Here is a 17,295-nt window from a genome sequence, read left to right as displayed (position 1 = left end):
TCACGCGTGACGCGTGGGCTTCGCTGCGCTCCGCCCACCCTACGTGCTACGTGCTTTCGCATCTCCGCGCGCCGCCTCTCACCTCTCCCCGCGTGCGGGGAGAGGTCGGTACGCATCGTCAGATGCGTGCCGGGTGAGGGGGCGCCTCCACGCGGCCGAGCGATCGTGTTGATACGAAGTACGATCCGCGTCGCAGCCGCCGCAGCCCCTCACCCCAACCTTCTCCCCGCAAGAGCGGGGCGAGGGAGTTCGCCGTGCGCGGGGCGAAGCAGTCGTTCAGCTTCGAAGGATGTCGCCGCGCGCCCGGCTACTCCCCCGGCGCCAGGCTCGGCGACAGCACGGCGTCGAGGTGGTCGGGGCGGTCGCGGTTGACGGCGGCGAGGTAGTCGTCGGCGACGCTGCGCAGCTTGCGGTTCAGCGCGCGCTGCAGCTCGGCCTTGTCGGGCGCGGCGCCTTCGCGGACCATCGCCTGGATGGCGCGGACGTGGTTGGTGATCAGTTCGTCCGGCACCGCGGCGAGATCCGGCGCGTGCTCGATGATCCGGCACAGGCTGAACGCCGCCAGCGCCACGGCCGGATAGCCGAAGGTCGCGGCGTCGCCCTTGATGTCGTGCGCGGCGCGGAACAGTTCGGCGCGGGTGTCGGCGGTGACGCCGTCGCGCGTCAGCGCCGCATGGGCGGCGGCGAGCCGGTCGCATTCGACGCCCATCCATTGGCCGAATTCGCTGGCGAGCTGCGCCAGCGCCTGCTCGGCGCGGGCGATCGAATCGTCGACATGGGCGCCGTCGACCCGGCGCATCACCTTGCGCAGCGGGTTGGCCTGGGTGATCACCTGATGGTCGGGATAGCTCGCGACCTGGATGTCTTCGGGGCGTTTGCGGCTCATGATGTCAGCCTGCGACCTTGGCCTTGTCGAGCAGCGACGGCTGCTGGATGACGTCGGCCTCGCCGTGGCCGCGCCGCTCGGGGCCGATATAGCCGCCGCCTGCGCTGCGCCGCCGGTCCGGCCCGAAATAATTGCGCGTCTTGATGAACGGCCGCGGGCTCGCGACCACGTTGAGCACGCGCTGATACAGCCCCTTCGACGAGATCGGCTTGGCCAGGAATTCGGTGACGCCGGCGTCGCGCGCCAGCGTGACGCGGCGCTTTTCCGAATGCGAGGTCAGCATGATGATCGGCACGAACGGGTTGGCCTTGGAGTCCGGCTGGCGGATCATCTGCGCCAGTTCGAGCCCGTCGAAGATCGGCATTTCCCAGTCGGTGATGACGATGTCGGGCGCGGCGTGGCTGAAGGTCTCGAGCGCGGTGGCGCCGTCCTCGGCCTCGTACACTTCGCGCGCGCCGAAGGAATGCAGCAGCGTGCGCAGGATCCGGCGCATGTGCGGATTGTCGTCGCACACCAGGAAGCGCAGCTTGTTGAAATCGATACGGAACATGAGCAGCTTCGGTCCCGGCCGGGCGACGATATACTTCGCGTTAAGCATAGGCCGACGTCGTTAAGGAAGCGTTGCCGCGGACGTTCGTCGCCCATGGTTCGAGACGCCCCGCGGCGCTTCGCGTCGCGAGGCTCCTCACCATGAGGGCCGACCGTGTCGACGGCCCGCGCTCCACGCACGCGCATGCACGGCCCTTATCCCGGGCGCGCCGCCACATGCCCCGTCCTCATCCTGAGGAGCCCCGCGTAGCCCGAAGGGCGGAGCGGGGCGTCTCGAAGGATGGGCTGTGGTGCGCGCGCTGCCGCGATGCAGCAAGGCGCGCTCGGGTAAGTAACGATTAGCCATCGCCCGCGATCGCCGCCGCGTCGCGCGCCGGATTTGTCTCCGGTCATTTCCGAGCGCCCCGCGGTCCGATTACGATCGTCGCCCGGGCAGCGCGACGCTGCCGCGCGCGAACCGGACAGGGGCGACATGATAACCGAAGAAGTCACAGCGTTTCTGATTTTCGTGCTGGCCTGCAGCGCCTTCCTGATCGGCCTGATGATGCACTACGCGCGCCGCCTCGGCCGCCTGCGCGCCAGCGTGAGCATGCTCGGCCGGGTCGACGACATGGTCCCCCAACGCGCCCAGGCCCCGCACAAGCGCGGCTGAGCGGGCCGGGCCGGCAGCGTCCGTCATCCTCGCTCGCGGGGCCGGCGATCGCATCGGGAAGGTCGAGGCCATTGCACCGGCCCTCTTAACCCTCCCCTGGAGGGGGAGGGTCGGCGGGCAGCGCGCGAAGCGCGGTGCTCGTCGGGGTGGGGTGGGCCGCAGGCACGGCGGATGAACTCTTCGCCACCCCACCCCGCGCGCTGACGCGCGCGACCCTCCCCCTCCAGGGGAGGGTGATGCTCGCAGCAACCGCCGACTTTCATACGCGATCGCCCTGTCTTGCGGGGAGGGTGGTCCGTGCCGAGGCGGACGCGCGCGCCGACGCGCCTACGCCACCCGCCGCAACGCGTAGTTGGCGCCGTCGGCGGTGGCGACGTAGCCGAGCCGCGCCAGCGACGCCAGCACCTCGGCGACTTTCTTCTCGGTGGTTTTGGTCCGCCTGAATTGTGCGGCCAGTCCCTTGGCGTCGAGCGGGCCGGGCGCTGCGGCGAGCGCCGCGAACACCGCGGCGGTCTGCTCCACCGCGCCGGCCGGGAACGACGGCTTCTGCCTGGTCTCGCCGAGATCGAGGGAGGCCGCGATCTGCGCGCCGTCTTCCGTCGCCGCCTGCCTGTCGATGCCCTTGGCGAACCGCGGCTTCTGGTAGTCCGGCCGCAGCCAGCGCACCAGCCCGCGCTTCTCTTCCGCGGCGCGCTCCTTGTTCAGCGCCACCAGCCGCGCCAGGATTTCGTCGTCGGACAAATCCGCCGGCCAGCCATAGGCCTCGGCCACCGCGACATCGAGCCGGTCGTGCAGTTCTTTGAGGATCAGCACCAGCCCGTCGTCGAAGATGCGCTGCTCGTCGGCCGTCAGCACATTGCTCTCCCCATCAGGGCCGGGCGCCCCATCGTCTCTATTGTGGCCGAGCGCATCCCTCTCTCCGTCATGGCCGGGCTTGACCCGGCCATCCACGTCTTTCTTTCCGACGCGACGCGACGGCGTGGATCCCCGGGACGAGCCCGGGGATGACGGCTGGGTATGTGGCGCGGCTCCCGCCCTGATCCGCTCCAGCACGTTGTACAGTCCGGTCAGCGTCAGATGCGGATGCTCCGCCAGCACGCGCTTGCGATGCGCGTCGAGTTCCTCGGCGATCACCCGAATGGTCTGCTTCTGAATCGGATTGGCGTCGGGGAAGGGGAAGGGATCGAAGCACTGCGACTTCGGATAAACCGGTCGGTCTTCGAGTTTAGCACCTACGAAAAGACTCCATTTTACGTGCAGCAGAGAGGAAAGAACCCCCAAAGTGAATCCGTCATCACTTGCGACAACGACATTCTTGTCATCACAGATAATGTCAGACGACAGGAACTGAAAAACCCTATGTCTCGCCGTATCGACGGTGGCGATAAAGCGCGTCAATCCCATCAAGGCAGGACGCATTTCACGACGCGGCTCACCAAATATCCACCAATTATCTCTGTAGGTCGCACGGTTGTTGGCGTCTCGTTCCGGTTTCACGGTACGAAGGAGGTGTTGATAGACCTCAGGGAAAAGAATGCGGACATCGTCAATATCAATCCCATACAAATCGATCACCATCACACCACGGGCGCGCGATGTGAGGTCCCGGCCATTGCGATACTTGACTATGTGGGCCTCTAATCCGGATCGCTTTCCAAGGCCTAAATGCACTGCTTCTTCGGGGGTGACTAGAAGCCGCTGCCGTGGAGCTTTACGCCGTCATGACAGACGCCAGAATTGGACCGCAAGTTCGTACTGGAGGTCAGGTCCACGCCAATAGTCAAATTAGAATTGATCTGCCCAACTTGGTCTGAGAACGTTATTGAGGGTTCATCCGAATCTAGATTCTCCTCGGTTACAGTCTTGCTGAGTAAGCCGTCCTGAACTCCGAGTCGGCCGACGGTCATCGCAATCCGAACTGCGGCCGCTCCTTGCGCCTTAGTCCAAGGGTGGTCGGGAATCGCCATTACCAGTGAAATGGGTTTCTTGGATTTGAGGTGCCGGGTGACCACTCGACGTGAGAATTCTTGAGTAATGCTGTTGGTTGTGACCAATCCAAATCGACGTAGGATACTTCCCTTCAACGTCAGTAGTTCTGCTGCGCGATCCCACCAATACATTACGAAGTCTGCAGATTCGTTGATGTGTGAATGGACTCGCCAAAGTGCTTCCGCGAATTCACTTCCTAGTCGTGCGCGGATGCTACTCGCCCCGATGAACGGCGGATTGCCCACGATGAACTCCGCCGCCGGCCAGTCCGGCCGACGCGGGTTCGGGTAGGTCTCTTGGCCGTCGACGATTTTCGGCAGCGGCGCGCCGTCCCAGTCGAGCACCGCGTTCTTGACCTTGATATTCTTGAAGGCGCGCAGGATCGGCTCGTCGGGCGGGGCGCCCTTGGTGCGGAAGTGCCATTGCAGATAGCCGATCCACAGCACCAGCTCGGCGATGGCTGCGGCGCGCGGATTGATCTCGAGGCCGAGGAACTGATGCGGATCGACCGAGTGCGAGCCGAGCCCGCGCAGCGCTTCCTGGCCGCCGAGGTCGAGCAGGGCTTCCAGCACTTCGCCTTCGAGCCGCTTCATCAGTTCGAGCGAGACGTAGAGAAAATTCCCGGTGCCGCAGGCCGGGTCGAGCACCCGCGTCTCGCACAGCGTATCGTGAAAGTGCTGCACCGCGCTCGCCGCGGCTTTGAGATCGCCGGCGCCGCGCAGCGTCTCGGCGGTGGCCTGGACGTTGCGCCAGTCCTCGCGCAGCGGCTCGATGATGGTGGCGATCACCAGCCGTTCGACATAAGCGCGCGGCGTGTAGTGCGCCCCTAACTTCTTGCGCTCGCTCGCGTCGAGCGCCTGCTCCAAGAGCGTGCCGAAGATCGAGGGATCGACCTCGTTCCAGTTGTATTCGGCGGCACGGCGCAGTTCGCCGATCTCCTCGCGGCCGAGCGGCAATGCGGCGCGGCTCTTGAAGAACTCGCCGTTGAACTTCTTCACCTTGGCCTTGAGAGCGTGCGCCCATTGCCCGGTGTCCATCGCCTCCCAGAGCTGGCCGACGTCGTGGACGAAGGCTTCGGGATTGCGCTCGCAGTCCTCGAGCAAATCCTTGAACGATTTCTCCGGCAGCAGGCCGACGTCCTCGGCGAACATCGTGAACAGGCAGCGCATCAGGAACATCGCGACGTCGTCGGCCGCGTAGTTCTGCTTCTCCAGCGCGAGCGACACCTGTGCCAGCCGCTTGGCGATGTCGCGCGTGACCTTGGCCGATTGCTGCGCCGGGTCGAGCGCGTGCGGCTCCAGCCAGATCTTGCGCAGCCGCTCGCGCACGCCGTCGTCGCGCAGATCTTCGAGATAGATTCGGAAGCTCTGGCGATCGGGAAACTGCGTGTAGTTCTTGCCCTGTCCGGTGAAGTCGGCATAGACCTCGATGCAATGGCCGACGTCGCACACCAGGATGAAGGGCGGCCAGCCGTGCGAGGCGGGCAGCGCGCGGGCATATTCCTCGGCCTGCCGCTTGGCGTTGAGCATCAGCACGTCCCAGGCGCGATCGGCGCCGCGACGGCCGCGCGTGGCGTCGGCCTTGTCGGCGCCTAACAGATCGCTCTGGTTCTTGATTTCCTTGGTCTGCCCCTGCCAGCGGCTCTGCTTGGCCTCGAGCACGAAGCTGTTCTTCCGGTAGAGATCGATCCGGCCATAGGACGACGAGTCCTCGGCGGTCTTCTTCACCGCGCGTTCGAACACGTAGTCGTTGTGCGCGTGGGTCGCGTCCGCCGGGTCCGGCTTCGGCAATCCCAGCACTGCTATCAGTTCGGTGAGAAACGAGACGTAGTTCGCGCGTTCCTGCCCGCCTTCACGGCCCTGCCAACGCGCGATGAACTCCTCGACGACCGGTACGCTAGGTGAGTCCCCCATCGCCGCAACCTAGCGGGGCAAATGCCCTGCGTCCACGGCATGACGGCGGCGTCGTGGTCGCATCCCCCGCCGTCTCGCGCTTCACCTTCCCCTGGAGCGGGAGGGGCGCTCGCGTCAGCGAGCGGGGTGGGGTGGCGAAGAGTTCATCCGCCGTGCCCGCGGCTCACCCCACCCCGGCGTGCACCGCGCTGCGCGCGCTGCCCACCGACCCTCCCCCTCCAGGGGAGGGCGACGAGAGCTCGCGATCTCCATCGCGCTCTGATGCGAAGCAGTCGCATTTGCGCCGCCCCGCCGACTGTGGCGCTTGCGCCACCGTGCGTCAGGAATACTGTCCTGTCCCCTGTGGCGGGCAGGCCACGTTGCGCCGTTCCCCGATCATACTACCGTCCGCCGCGCCCGGCGGGTCAGCCGCGAGCCGGCCGCAAGCCGGAGTTCGCGCCGCGTGCGCGCGCCACAGGTTTGTCACCGGTTTGCCGCAAGACGCCGATCGGAATTCGGCTGTGATTTCAATGGCCGGGGCAGGGGGCGGCCGGCGCTGCCACAGGTTTGCCGCAAGACCCAGCGCACTGCGCTTAAGTCCTTGATCGGTCTAGTAAAAAGTCCTTCAGGTGCCGAACTGTTCGCTCAGGATGCGTTCCTCGAGGCTGTGGCCGGGGTCGAACAGCATCCGTAGCGCGATGGTCTTGTCGGAGATCACCTCGACCCGTCGCACGTCGCGCGCCTCGTCGTGATCGGCCACCGCCGCGACCGGGCGCTTGTCGACTTCCAGCACCTCGATCACCACGAAGGCGTTGTCCGGCAGCAGCGCCCCGCGCCAGCGCCGCGGCCGGAACGCCGAGATCGGCGTCAGCGCAAGTAACTGTGCGTTGATCGGCAGGATCGGACCCTGCGCCGAGAGATTATAGGCGGTCGAGCCGGCCGGCGTCGCGACCAGAATGCCGTCGGCGACGAGCTCGCTCATCCGCTCGCGCTCGTCGATGATGATGCGCAAGCGCGCCGCCTGATGGCTCTGCCGGAACAACGAGACCTCGTTGATGGCGTGATGGATGTGCACTTCGCCGTAGATGTCGGTGGCGCGCATCAGCAGCGGATGGATCACGGTCTCGCGCGCAGCCTGGAGCCGGCGCGGCAGATCGTGCGTCGAGTATTCGTTCATCAGGAAGCCGACCGTGCCGCGATGCATGCCGTAGATCGGCGTGCCGCTGCGCATCTGCTGGTGCAGCGTCTGCAGCATCAGGCCGTCGCCGCCGAGCGCGACCACGACATCGGCCTCGGCGGCGTCGTGATTGCCGTAGATCGACACCAGTTGTGCCTGCGCCGCTTGCGCTTCCGCGCTCTGGCTCGCGACGAAGGCGATGCGGTCGCGTCGCGGGGAAGTGCTCATGAGGCGGGCTCTGCGCAGGCGTGGGCGGCTCGAAACCCGCGAGCGAAGCGGGTTTCGTCGCGCTGGTCTATACGACCTTTCCCGGCTTTGTCGAGCCGTCCGCGGATTGCGCCGGCGGCGGGATCAGTACGATCCGCCGGCGCCGCCGATCGCCGCGGCGAGCGAGGTGTATTCCGCGCAAGCGGTGTTGCCGCACAACGCGGCGATGCGGTCGAGGTGATATTGCGCGCGCTCGCGATTGCCCTGCTCGACCTGCCACAGGCCGTAATACTGCCAGGTGCGGACGTGGTTCGGGTCGGTCTTCAGCGCGCGTTCGTAATACGCCTGCGCCAGCTTATAGTCGCCGAGCTTGCGATGCGAATAGCCGAGCAGCGTCGCCACCGAGGCGTTGTCGTCGCGGCCGAGCGCCCTGAGCTGAGCGATGCCGGCCGCGTAGTCGCCGCGCTCGTAGATCGTCGCGTAAGCGGCGCGGTAGCCGTCGCGGAAGCGCTGCTCGGACTGCTTCTTCTTGCCGGACTTGCCGTCCGAGCGCGGCGGCGGCGCCGGGTCGGAATCCGGCGCGGCGAATGCCGGCGGCGCGATCAGCGCGGTCGAGAGCAGGGCGAAGGCGAGCAGTCGCGAAGCTTTGGTCATCAGCAATCCCTCCATTGTCGACCCATCCAGGGCGACGCCCTGATCGAAACACCGCACAGCGCCGGACATTCCCGGCCGCGACGTCGAAACCTTTGCCGCGCCGTGCCGGCCGATGGTTCATACGCAGGCGCGGCTGCGGCGGTTTCACTGCGCCGCATGATCGGAAGCGCCGCGACGTTTGGCAACAGGCTTGGCGCCGAACCGCGCCGCGCGGCGATCACATGCCGCGGCGCGATCGTTGATTTCCGCGGCGAACCGGCTATGGCTTGCGCATCCCGCGTCCTGATTCACGAGCCCGCCGTGTCCGCTTCGATCCCCCGCATCGCGCTCGCGCTGCTCGCCGCAGCTTCGCTCGGCGGCTGCGTCACCAGCGACGGGCCGGGCGACGGCGGCGCCGCGCTGCAGCGGTTTCCGGCGAATTATCGCAGCGAGATCCCGGCGTTCCTGCGCAGCTATCTGAACAACCCGGTCGGCCTGCGCGACGCCGCGATGGCCGAGCCGGTGCAGCGCCCGCTCGGCGGGCAAGTGCGCTTCGTGTCCTGCGTGCGCTTCACCCCGCCCTCCGGCAAGCCGCAGGAACTGGCGATCGTCCACGTCGACGGCCGGCTCGATCGCGTCGCCGCCAACCCCCAGGAGCTCTGCGCCGGCGTCGTCACCGCGCCGTTTCCGGAACTGGAAAAATTGTCGCGATAGGCCCGACCAAATCGCGATCCGCCGCGACTAATCTGTCGACCGTCGAAGCTATTTCGAGGATCGCAACGCGGGTTCCCGGCGGTTGGCGCGCGGTCACAGTCGCGCTCGATCCTGCTGCGGCTTCGCCGCCGGGCAACCAAACTGGCGCCACGTTGTTTTGAGTACATCGGACGACACCGAACGCGGGACGATATCGAACGCGAGACGACGAGGGACGACGATGAAGAAGTTTCTGCTCAGCGCAGTCGCGGTCGGCGTGCTCGGTGCGCCGGCTTTCGCCGCCGATCTCGGTCCGCGGCCGGCCTACACCAAGGCGCCGCCCGCCACCGCGCCGGCGGCGGTCTACAACTGGACCGGCTTCTACATCGGCGGCAATGTCGGCGGCGCGTTCGCCGGCAGCGACAACATCCAGAGCGATTCCGGCCGCTTCATGGGCGGCGTGCAGGGCGGCTTCGACTATCAGTTCGCGCCGAACTGGGTGGTCGGCCTCGAGGCGCAATACAGCTGGATGGCGTCGAACAACACCGGCGTGGTGTTTCCGGCGGGTAGCACCGCGACCGAGAACACCCGCGGTCTGGGCTCCGTCACCGGCCGGCTCGGCTATACGTGGGGCCCGGCGCTGCTCTACGCCAAGGGCGGCTACGCCTTCCGCGATTCCAGCCTCGGCGTCGCCACCGCAGGCGGCATTCCGGCGGCGTATTCGACGTCGGGCAGCCGCAACGATGGCTACACGGTCGGCGCCGGCCTCGAATACATGTTCGCGCCGAGCTGGTCCGCCAAGGTCGAGTATCAGTACTACAAATTCGACAACACCGCCTTCACCAGCGGTCCGGCCGACATGGTCGGCACCACGTTCCGCAACGACGACCACACCGTCAAGGCCGGCATCAATTATCGCTTCGGCTGGGGCGGCCCCGCGGTCGCGAAGTACTAGGGCACGACGCTCTATTCCGACCGAAATCCTAGGACGAAAGGCCGGCCTCGCGCCGGCCTTCTGCCGTCAGGGGAACGGCTCCGGCGGCGGGAATCGAAGGTTAACGAGTGTTAAATCCCGCGAAAAATATCGCCCGGGACTCCGCAACTAGAATCGCCCGATGTTCCGGCCATGACGACGATCTCCAAAACCCGCATCGACGGGATGCCGATCGGCCTGATCCTGGCGCTGCTGCTGGCCTGCGCGGTCAACCTCGCCGTGCTCGCCCGCTGGCTTTGACGTCGGCCGGCGATGGCCGCGACGATTGACCGGCATCAAGGCCGGCCGGGGCCGGGCGTGCGGATATCGCCCGCACGCCCACAGAGGACTATTCCCATGCCTCAGATCGATGTTCTGGTGATTGCCGCCGCCGCGCTGTCCACGCTGGTGATCTGGCTCGGCGTCGTGGTGCAGGGCCGCATCGCCGCAGCGCTCGCATCGCGGCGCTAGCGCTCGCCGAGGCGGCCTCGGGGACGCGCCCCAGCGTCAGCCGAACAGCATCCAGGCCGCGACGCCGAGCAGCGGGATCACCGCGACGGCGATCATCAGCAGCGGAGCGGGCTCGTTGCCCTTGCGGCTCGGGTCGTCGAATTTGTCGCTCATGCACGTTCAAAGCGCTGGGAAGCAATCCGTTCCCGATGATCCGCGACGACGGCGGACGCGCGGGCACCGCCTCGCCGGGGCCGCAAAATCGGGCGGCACACTTGTCCCGACCCGCCCGCACTGCTAGCTGTCTCGCGCCCCCGTGGCGATGCCGGCGTAGCACAGCGGTAGTGCAGCGGTTTTGTAAACCGAAGGTCGGGAGTTCGATCCTCTCCGCCGGCACCAGTCTCCCTCGACATCGCGGGGCGCGCCGCCGTTAACGATTCGCTCGGCACGACCGCCGATGGAACGCGGATTCCGGCACGTGCGTTAGGGTTGTCGGAAGTCCGCCGCCGCGCCTTAACCCATCCGCCAAGCTTTTCGACTAGCATCGGGTCATGTCCATGAAACGCCCCACGCTGCGCGCCGCGCAGGCGATGCTGCTTCTGTCCCTGACCGCGGCGCCGGCGCTCGCCGACAGCGGCGGCTTTGCCATCGTCGTTCCGGGCCGCCCCGGCGTGCCGATCATCATCAACGGCCGCGACGTGTCCTATTCGGTGGTGGAGGGCGATTGGGGGCTGGAGCGCGGCACGCACCGGCAGCCGACCTTCTACGGCAGCCGCCCGGTGCGCCTGCCCGAGGTCGGGCACTATTATCCCGGCTCGAATCGATTGCCCGGCTATGGCCGGCTCGAGATCGAGCCGCCGGCGAACCGGCCGCTGCCGAAGCCGGCCGAGAGTTTCCGCCAGTCCTGGGAAGTGGAATCGCGTCCGCCGCAGCCCGCCGCAGCGCCGCTGCCGATGGATCCGCCGCAAGTGATCATCGCGCCGCCGCTGGACGAGGGCGGAGGGCGGCTGCCCGTCGAGCCCAACTACCGCAGACCGCGAGGCTAGGACCTTCGAGCTGCGCCGCGTCGAGACCAACCAAGAAAAGAGCCCTGTAGGAGAGAGTAACATGCGTCAGATGATGTCGGGATTGGTCGCGGCGATCGCCGTCGTGACGGTGAGCGCCGCGCCGGCGCTGGCTTGCGGCGGCGGCGTGTTCGCGGGCGCCTGCGCGCCCTGCGGCGCGGTCAGCGGCTGCGGTTCCGCGGCCTATGTGCCGTATGACTACGGCTACGGTTATGGCTACGGCTCCGCGGCGTTCGAGCGACTGCCGGACCCGACGCGCTATTACTACGTCAATCAGGGCCCGACCTATACCGGCCCGGGCAATTTCGCGCCGGCGCCGTATTACGACAACCGCGCCATCTCGGTGTGGCGCACCGGTTCGGCCTACACCGGCGGCGTCTATGCCGACGCGATGACGCATCAATATGCCGGCGCGCCGGCGATGGGCCCGGTGGTCTACAGCTACGGCCGCCGCCACGCCCGGCATCATCATCGCCACGGCATGCACCATCGCGCAATGATGCGCGGGCATTACGGCGCGCCGCGCCATGCACACGGACCGCGCAGCCATCACCGCCATCACGCGCCGCCGCGCCGCTATTACTGATCGCCTTTCGGGCGAGGGCAGGGCGCCCGTCCGCAGCGATGCGGGCGGGCGTCCGCGTTTCACGTCAGCGCATCAGCCCGAGCCGGCTGGCGCCGATATACAGCGCCAGCGCGGCGGCGTTGGAGACGTTGAGGCTCTTGATCGCGCCCGGCATGTCGAGCCGCGCCACGACGCTACACGTTTCGCGCGTGAGCTGGCGCAGGCCCTTGCCCTCGGCGCCGAGCACCAGCGCCAGCGGTTGCCGCAGCTCGACTGCGGCGAGGTCGGCGCTGCCTTCGCTGTCGAGCCCGACGGTGAGGAAGCCGCGGTCCTCGAGCTCAGTCAGCGCGCGGGCGAGGTTGGTCACCAGCACCAGCGGCACCAGCTCCAGCGCGCCCGAGGCCGATTTCGCCAGCACGCCGGTCGCCTCCGGGCTGTGCCGCGCGGTGGTGACGATCGCCTTGACGGCGAACGCCGCGGCCGAGCGCATGATCGCGCCGACATTGTGCGGATCGGTGATCTGGTCGAGCACCAACACGATGCCGTCCTCGGGCAGGGTGTCGATCCGCGGCGAGTCGAGCGGATCGGCTTCCGCCAGCATGCCCTGATGCACCGCGTCCGGCCCGAGCCGCCGGTCGATGTCGCCGGGGCGCACCATCTCGGGCGTCACCCTTGTGTCGATGTTCTCGTCGGCGAGCTTTCGCGCGGCGTTCTCGGTCAGCCACAGCTTGCGGATGCGGCGCGCGGGATTGGCCAGCGCGGCGGTGACGGTGTGCCAGCCATACAGGATCGCCGGACCGTCGGGATCACGCTCGCGCGCGCCGTGGCGCCCGCCCGATCCCTGCGGTCGGCCGCGATCCAGATTGTCGCGGCGCTGAAACCGCGGATTTCGCTCTTTCGGACTCATCGCGCGCTTGTCCCACGCGGCCGCGCGCAAGGCAATTTGGTCATGCCGCCTATTGGCCCAAGAAATTGTCATGTGATTGGTTGACTTGAGGGGGCCGCATCGCCCATAACCGCGCCGCGTTGCAGGCCCGCCCGCGGGCTCGCTGCGGCTGTCCGGTTCCGGTTTTGCCTGCCAAAGGCGTTCGGCCGGCGGCACGGGCGGGGGAGTGTCCCGAGTGGCAAAGGGAGCTGACTGTAAATCAGCCGCCTTATGGCTTCGCAGGTTCGAGTCCTGCCTCCCCCACCAATCATCTTATTGAAATCACAGAGCCGCTCTGCTGCTGCATCACGCCGACGATCCGGCGCGGCACCTTGCCGGTCAGAATGACCTTGCCGACCGCGCCGTCGCCACGTCGGCGAATACTCCTTCGGATAGTGCCCCCGCGTCTGATCCTTAGGGAAGCCGCTCCCGCATCTTTCGCTTCCCTGCCGGGGAGCGGACAAGCTGCGCCAATGGAACCGACCAGGCCCCCTGCGCGAAAATTTCCCGTTCGAGGTGAATGCAAAATCCCCTGGTAGTTTCCGAGTTCAGCATTCTCTTATGAATTTCAAATGGTTAAGGGGCGAGTCTCGATTCTGCCACACCTCGACCTCATTTCGCCACCTCATCGCCACACCACTTGCGTGCGGTTTTCAACATTGTTAGCACTGGTTCCATGTTCAAAATCGCTCAAATAGCTCTCGCTGCAGCCGTTGTCGGTCTGGTTTCCAGTACCGCCGCCTTTGCGGCGGAGCCGTTCACGATCTTGGACGCCATCAACCAGGCCGTGAAGACCAATCCTGGAGTGGGCGAGGCGGCAGCCAACCGGCGCGCGACGGAAGCCGAGATGAGGCAGAGCCAGGGGACGCTGCTACCGCAGGTCCGGCTCGAAGCCAGCGCCGGCCCGGAGATGCTGAAGCAATACGTCTCGCCGGAGCCGCTCAATAACGACGTTTATCTGCGCGGGCGCCAGGCCGGCGTCGTCGTGCGGCAATTGCTGTTCGACGGATTTGCCTCGATCAACGAAGTGTGGCGGCAGGCGGCCCGCGTCGATGCCGCGGCATTTCGGGTGCTGGAGCGCACCGAGCTGATCGGACTCGACGCCGCCGAAGCTTATATCGACGTGGTGCGCTATACCCGGCTGGTGGGGCTCGCCGAACAGAACCTCAGGGTCCATCTCGAGCTGCGCAAGAACGTGTTGGCGCGTTTCGAAGGCGGACGGGCCGGCGAGGGCGACACCCAGCAGGCCGAAGAACGCGTCGCCGCAGCACAGGCCGTGGCCGCGGAGTTCCGTCTCAGCCTCGAGACCGCACGCGCTAAATTCCGCAAGGTCGTCGGCCTAGAGCCGTACAATCTGCGCTTCCCCGGCCGCCTCCCGGAGATGCCGAAGAACAAGGCCGCATCGCTCGACGTCGCCTACAAGTTCAATCCGACGCTCCGCGCTGCCGGAGCCGACGTTGTGGCGGCGAAGCGCGGCTTCGACGCCACCACCGGCGCGTTCCTGCCGACGTTGTCGCTGGAAGGGCGGGCGTCGCGCGGCAAGGAGTCGATCCTCTACAACAATCAGTACGATCAGGTCAGCGGCAAGCTGGTGGCATCCTGGGACATCTTCAACGGCGGTCAGAGCAGCTGGCGGCGGGAAGAAGCCGCGCAGCGGATGATCGAGCAGCAGCAGCGCCAGGCTCGCCTGCAGCGTGATGCGCTCGAGTCGATCGACAAGGCCTGGGCGGCGCGGACCATCACAAATGATCGAGTCGCCGCGCTGGTGCGCGATGTCGAGGCCGCGCGCCGCACCTTCATCGCCTACAACAAGGAATACGAGCTCGGCCAGCGCACGCTGATCGACCTGCTCAACTCGCAGAACCAGTATTTCAACGCCAACGTGTCCTTGATCTCGGCGCGCGGCGTCGCGGTGTTCGCCGATTATCAGCTTCTCGCCACGATGGGGCAGATGCTGAACTATCTGAAAACCGGCCATCCGCCCGAGACCGAGCTGGTCGACGTGCATCCGAGCGGCTTCATCGGCTACAAGCTCGCGCCGATCCGGCTGGCGGCTCCGTCGCCCGGTCCGGAGCCGCTCAGCACGGTGCCGCCTGTGCAACTGTTCGGGTTCTATTTCAACGGGCCGCCGAAGCTGCCGACCGTGATCAATTTCGACGATCGCTGGGCTTCGCACGAGGTTGCCGAGAGCAGCGCGCTGTTCGTTGCCGCCGGGACTTATGGTCGCAACGCGTCAGCCGCGAAGTAACGACCGGCAGGCGCGCTTAGCCTGCCGCCCGGCGGAACGCCGCAGTTTACCCTAACATCAGTTCGTTACGCAGACGACGTAGGTTACGGCTGGTAAATGCAGATTTTCGGCTAATACAAATCAACAGCAATCGTGCTGGCGAGAGCCTTGTGGGGCGGGCTCTCTGAAACCCGAGGCGTCGGTGAATATTCAGTCCTCAGACTTCGATCTCACTGGAGCTTCGTCCACGACGCCCCCGAGCGCGCTGGCGTCGCACCCGGATCCGTTGAGCGACAGTCTGCTGTTTCTCGCCTCGCATCACGGACGCGCGCTCAGCCGCAGTGCGCTGTTGTCCGGCCTGCCGCTCGAACGTGGCATTCTCACTGTCGGTCTCTACGAGCGCGCAGCGCAGCGCGCCGGGCTCGAAGCCCAGCTCATAGAGCGTCCGCTGCAGGACATTCCGGCGCTGGTGCTGCCCTGCGTGCTGATGCTGCACGACGGTTCGACCCGGATCCTGCTGAGCATCGATGGCGCCGGGCGGCTGGTCGTGGTCGATCCGTCGCACGGCGATGCCCAGGCCGCGGAGCGTCTCGAGGCCGTCGCCGCGCAATATTCCGGCTTCGCTTACTTCGTGAGGCCGGCGACGGTCGCCGATCCGCGGGCGGTGGCGAGCGGCGATCTGCCGAAGTCGCACTGGTTCTGGTCGGTGGTCGGCCGGTTCGGGGCCAACTATGCGCACGTCGCGATCGCCGCCTTCATCGTCAACATCCTGGCGCTGGCGGCGCCGCTGTTCACGATGAGCGTGTACGACCGCGTGATCCCGAATGGTGCGATCCCGTCGCTGGTCGCGCTCGGCATCGGCCTTGGGCTCGCGATCGCGTTCGATTTCCTGCTCAAGGTGGTGCGCAGCCGGATCATCGACATGACCGGCAAGAAGATCGACGTCGTTCTGGCGGCCCGGATCTTCGAGCACGTGATGGCGCTGAAGATGGACAAGCGCCCGCCCTCGGTCGGCATCCTCGCCAACCAGATGCGCGACTTCGACTCGGTGCGGGAGTTCTTCACCTCCGGCACCGTGGTGTCGGCCACCGACATGCTGTTCGCGATCCTGTTCATCGCGGTGCTGTTCATGATCGCCGGACCGCTCGGCTGGATTCCGCTGGCGATGCTGCCGGTGATGATCATCGTCGGCCTGCTGATCCAGCGTCCGCTCGACAAGGCAATGCGGCGGATGCAGGCGGAGTCGGCGGCCCGCCATGGCATTCTGGTCGAGTCGCTGAACGGCATCGAGACCGTCCGCGCCGTGGCCGGCGAGAGCCGGGTGCAGACGGTGTGGGAACGTTCGGTCGCGGCGACGGCGCGCTCCAGCGAGGACGTGCAGTTCTGGGCCTCGCTGGCGATGACCGCGGCGAGCGTCGCCAGCCAGCTCTGCAGCCTGCTGCTGGTGGTGGTCGGCGTGTTCCTGATCCTCGACGGCAAGCTGTCGGTCGGCGCGCTGGTTGCAGCCAACATGCTGGCAGGCCGCGTGCTGGGACCGATCGCGGGCATCGCCGGGGTGATGACGCGTGCCACGCAGACGAGTTCGGCGCTGCGCTCGATCGACCGGCTGATGTCGCTGGAGCGTGAACGGCCGCCGGAGAAGATCTACGTCGCCCGCGAGATCAAGCAGGGCGCGATCCAGTTCAAGAACGTCAGCTTCTCGTACCCCAACAGCCAGGCCAAGGCGCTCGACAACGTCTCGTTCCAGATCCGGCCTGGCGAGAAGATCGGCATCATCGGGCGTGTCGGCTCGGGCAAGACCACGGTCGGCCGGCTCGCCACCGCGTTCTATCCGCCGGGCGAAGGCACCATCCTGATCGACGGCATCGACATCCGTCAGTACGACCCGGCCGATCTGCGCGCCGGCATCGGGTTCGTGCTGCAGGACACCGATCTGTTCTACGGCAAGCTGCGCGACAACATCACGCTGGGCCGCTCCGGCGCGACCGACGCGGAAGTGCTCGAAGCCTCGCGGCTGGCCGGCGTCGAGACCTTCATCGCCGGTCATCCGGAGGGCTACGACATGATGATCGCCGAGGGCGGCCGCAGCCTGTCCGGCGGCCAGAAGCAGGCGATCGGTCTGGCCCGCGTGCTGATCCGCAAGCCGCGTGTGTTGTTCCTCGACGAGCCGACAGCGCATTTCGACGTGCGCAGCGAAGGCGAATTCCTCGAACGGTTGAAGACACTCGCGAACGGCGAGATGACCATCATCGTCTCGACGCACCGGCCTTCGCTGCTGTCGCTGGTCGATCGCATCCTGGTTTTCGAGCAGGGCAGGATCGTCGCCGACGGCCCGACCGAACAGGTTCTGACCAAGCTGCGGCCGCAACCGACGGCGGCCCCGGCAGCCGCCGCGCGCGGGTGAGGGCTGGTC

At 66.8% G+C, this 17,295-nt stretch carries 13 protein-coding genes, 2 tRNA genes and 1 pseudogene; 10 read left to right on the top strand and 6 right to left on the bottom strand.

Annotated features, from left to right (window positions below; all coding sequences use genetic code 11):
* Positions 1-307 precede the first annotated feature (307 nt).
* Positions 308-886 (bottom strand): Hpt domain-containing protein, encoded by a 579-nt coding sequence (locus SR870_RS08840; RefSeq protein WP_322517603.1) that lies wholly within the window; start codon positions 884-886, stop codon positions 308-310.
* A gap of 4 nt (positions 887-890) precedes the next feature.
* Entirely contained in the window at positions 891-1,436 is a 546-nt protein-coding gene (locus tag SR870_RS08835; RefSeq protein ID WP_322517602.1) for a response regulator, read from the bottom strand.
* 471 nt (positions 1,437-1,907) lie between these two features.
* Between SR870_RS08835 and SR870_RS08830 the strand changes: the two genes are divergently transcribed.
* A complete protein-coding gene (locus SR870_RS08830; protein ID WP_322517601.1) occupies positions 1,908-2,087 on the top strand; it encodes a hypothetical protein in 180 nt (59 codons plus the stop codon).
* 327 nt (positions 2,088-2,414) lie between these two features.
* On the opposite strand, the pseudogene SR870_RS24160 reads toward SR870_RS08830, so the two are convergent.
* The 3 genes and pseudogenes from SR870_RS24160 to SR870_RS08810 form a co-directional block, all read right to left on the bottom strand.
* Positions 2,415-5,989: pseudogene (locus SR870_RS24160) on the bottom strand (class I SAM-dependent DNA methyltransferase).
* A gap of 604 nt (positions 5,990-6,593) precedes the next feature.
* Positions 6,594-7,373, bottom strand: a complete 780-nt coding sequence (locus tag SR870_RS08815; protein WP_322517598.1) for an NAD kinase — start codon at positions 7,371-7,373, stop codon at positions 6,594-6,596.
* A gap of 123 nt (positions 7,374-7,496) precedes the next feature.
* Positions 7,497-8,006: a tetratricopeptide repeat protein gene (locus tag SR870_RS08810; protein WP_322517597.1), complete on the bottom strand. Its 510-nt coding sequence runs from the start codon at positions 8,004-8,006 to the stop codon at positions 7,497-7,499.
* Between the two features lie 300 nt (positions 8,007-8,306).
* Here SR870_RS08810 and SR870_RS08805 point away from each other — a divergent pair, with 300 nt between their 5' ends.
* From SR870_RS08805 to SR870_RS08780, 6 genes are all read left to right on the top strand, one after another.
* Positions 8,307-8,699 carry a hypothetical protein gene (locus SR870_RS08805; RefSeq protein ID WP_322517596.1) on the top strand — a complete coding sequence of 131 codons (393 nt, stop codon included), beginning with the start codon at positions 8,307-8,309 and terminating at the stop codon, positions 8,697-8,699.
* A 220-nt stretch (positions 8,700-8,919) separates the two neighbouring features.
* Entirely contained in the window at positions 8,920-9,633 is a 714-nt protein-coding gene (locus SR870_RS08800; RefSeq protein ID WP_322517595.1) for an outer membrane protein, read from the top strand.
* 375 nt (positions 9,634-10,008) lie between these two features.
* Positions 10,009-10,122: a sodium:solute symporter gene (locus tag SR870_RS08795; RefSeq protein ID WP_322517594.1), complete on the top strand. Its 114-nt coding sequence runs from the start codon at positions 10,009-10,011 to the stop codon at positions 10,120-10,122.
* A gap of 303 nt (positions 10,123-10,425) precedes the next feature.
* A tRNA-Thr gene (locus SR870_RS08790) sits at positions 10,426-10,500 on the top strand.
* A 152-nt stretch (positions 10,501-10,652) separates the two neighbouring features.
* A complete protein-coding gene (locus SR870_RS08785) occupies positions 10,653-11,147 on the top strand; it encodes a hypothetical protein (RefSeq protein WP_416221141.1) in 495 nt (164 codons plus the stop codon).
* A gap of 61 nt (positions 11,148-11,208) precedes the next feature.
* Complete coding sequence (locus SR870_RS08780; protein WP_322517593.1) at positions 11,209-11,751, top strand: hypothetical protein; 543 nt, start codon at positions 11,209-11,211, stop codon at positions 11,749-11,751.
* A 64-nt stretch (positions 11,752-11,815) separates the two neighbouring features.
* Here the strand turns inward: SR870_RS08780 and rlmB are convergent, their stop codons facing one another.
* Complete coding sequence (rlmB, locus tag SR870_RS08775; protein ID WP_322517592.1) at positions 11,816-12,637, bottom strand: 23S rRNA (guanosine(2251)-2'-O)-methyltransferase RlmB; 822 nt, start codon at positions 12,635-12,637, stop codon at positions 11,816-11,818.
* 199 nt (positions 12,638-12,836) lie between these two features.
* On the opposite strand from rlmB, the gene SR870_RS08770 reads away from it, so the two are divergent.
* The 3 genes from SR870_RS08770 (at position 12,837) to SR870_RS08760 (ending at position 17,286) form a co-directional block, all read left to right on the top strand.
* Positions 12,837-12,922: transfer RNA gene (locus SR870_RS08770), tRNA-Tyr, on the top strand.
* Between the two features lie 409 nt (positions 12,923-13,331).
* Positions 13,332-14,903: a TolC family outer membrane protein gene (locus SR870_RS08765; protein WP_322517591.1), complete on the top strand. Its 1,572-nt coding sequence runs from the start codon at positions 13,332-13,334 to the stop codon at positions 14,901-14,903.
* Positions 14,904-15,084: 181 nt separating this feature from the next.
* Positions 15,085-17,286, top strand: a complete 2,202-nt coding sequence (locus SR870_RS08760) for a type I secretion system permease/ATPase (RefSeq protein WP_416221140.1) — start codon at positions 15,085-15,087, stop codon at positions 17,284-17,286.
* The last annotated feature ends 9 nt before the right edge of the window (positions 17,287-17,295 follow it).

The sequence above is a fragment of the Rhodopseudomonas palustris genome (assembly GCF_034479375.1).
Taxonomy (GTDB): domain Bacteria; phylum Pseudomonadota; class Alphaproteobacteria; order Rhizobiales; family Xanthobacteraceae; genus Rhodopseudomonas; species Rhodopseudomonas palustris_M.
This window is presented reverse-complemented; position numbering and strand designations above follow the sequence as displayed.

Coding starts and splice junctions, on each gene's coding strand:
- SR870_RS08840 (WP_322517603.1), bottom strand. CDS start 886: ATGAGCCGCAAACGCCCCGAAGACATCCAGGTCGCGAGCTATCCCGAC.
- SR870_RS08835 (WP_322517602.1), bottom strand. CDS start 1,436: ATGTTCCGTATCGATTTCAACAAGCTGCGCTTCCTGGTGTGCGACGAC.
- SR870_RS08830 (WP_322517601.1), top strand. CDS start 1,908: ATGATAACCGAAGAAGTCACAGCGTTTCTGATTTTCGTGCTGGCCTGC.
- SR870_RS08815 (WP_322517598.1), bottom strand. CDS start 7,373: ATGAGCACTTCCCCGCGACGCGACCGCATCGCCTTCGTCGCGAGCCAG.
- SR870_RS08810 (WP_322517597.1), bottom strand. CDS start 8,006: ATGACCAAAGCTTCGCGACTGCTCGCCTTCGCCCTGCTCTCGACCGCG.
- SR870_RS08800 (WP_322517595.1), top strand. CDS start 8,920: ATGAAGAAGTTTCTGCTCAGCGCAGTCGCGGTCGGCGTGCTCGGTGCG.
- SR870_RS08795 (WP_322517594.1), top strand. CDS start 10,009: ATGCCTCAGATCGATGTTCTGGTGATTGCCGCCGCCGCGCTGTCCACG.
- SR870_RS08785 (WP_416221141.1), top strand. CDS start 10,653: ATGTCCATGAAACGCCCCACGCTGCGCGCCGCGCAGGCGATGCTGCTT.
- SR870_RS08780 (WP_322517593.1), top strand. CDS start 11,209: ATGCGTCAGATGATGTCGGGATTGGTCGCGGCGATCGCCGTCGTGACG.
- rlmB (WP_322517592.1), bottom strand. CDS start 12,637: ATGAGTCCGAAAGAGCGAAATCCGCGGTTTCAGCGCCGCGACAATCTG.
- SR870_RS08765 (WP_322517591.1), top strand. CDS start 13,332: ATGTTCAAAATCGCTCAAATAGCTCTCGCTGCAGCCGTTGTCGGTCTG.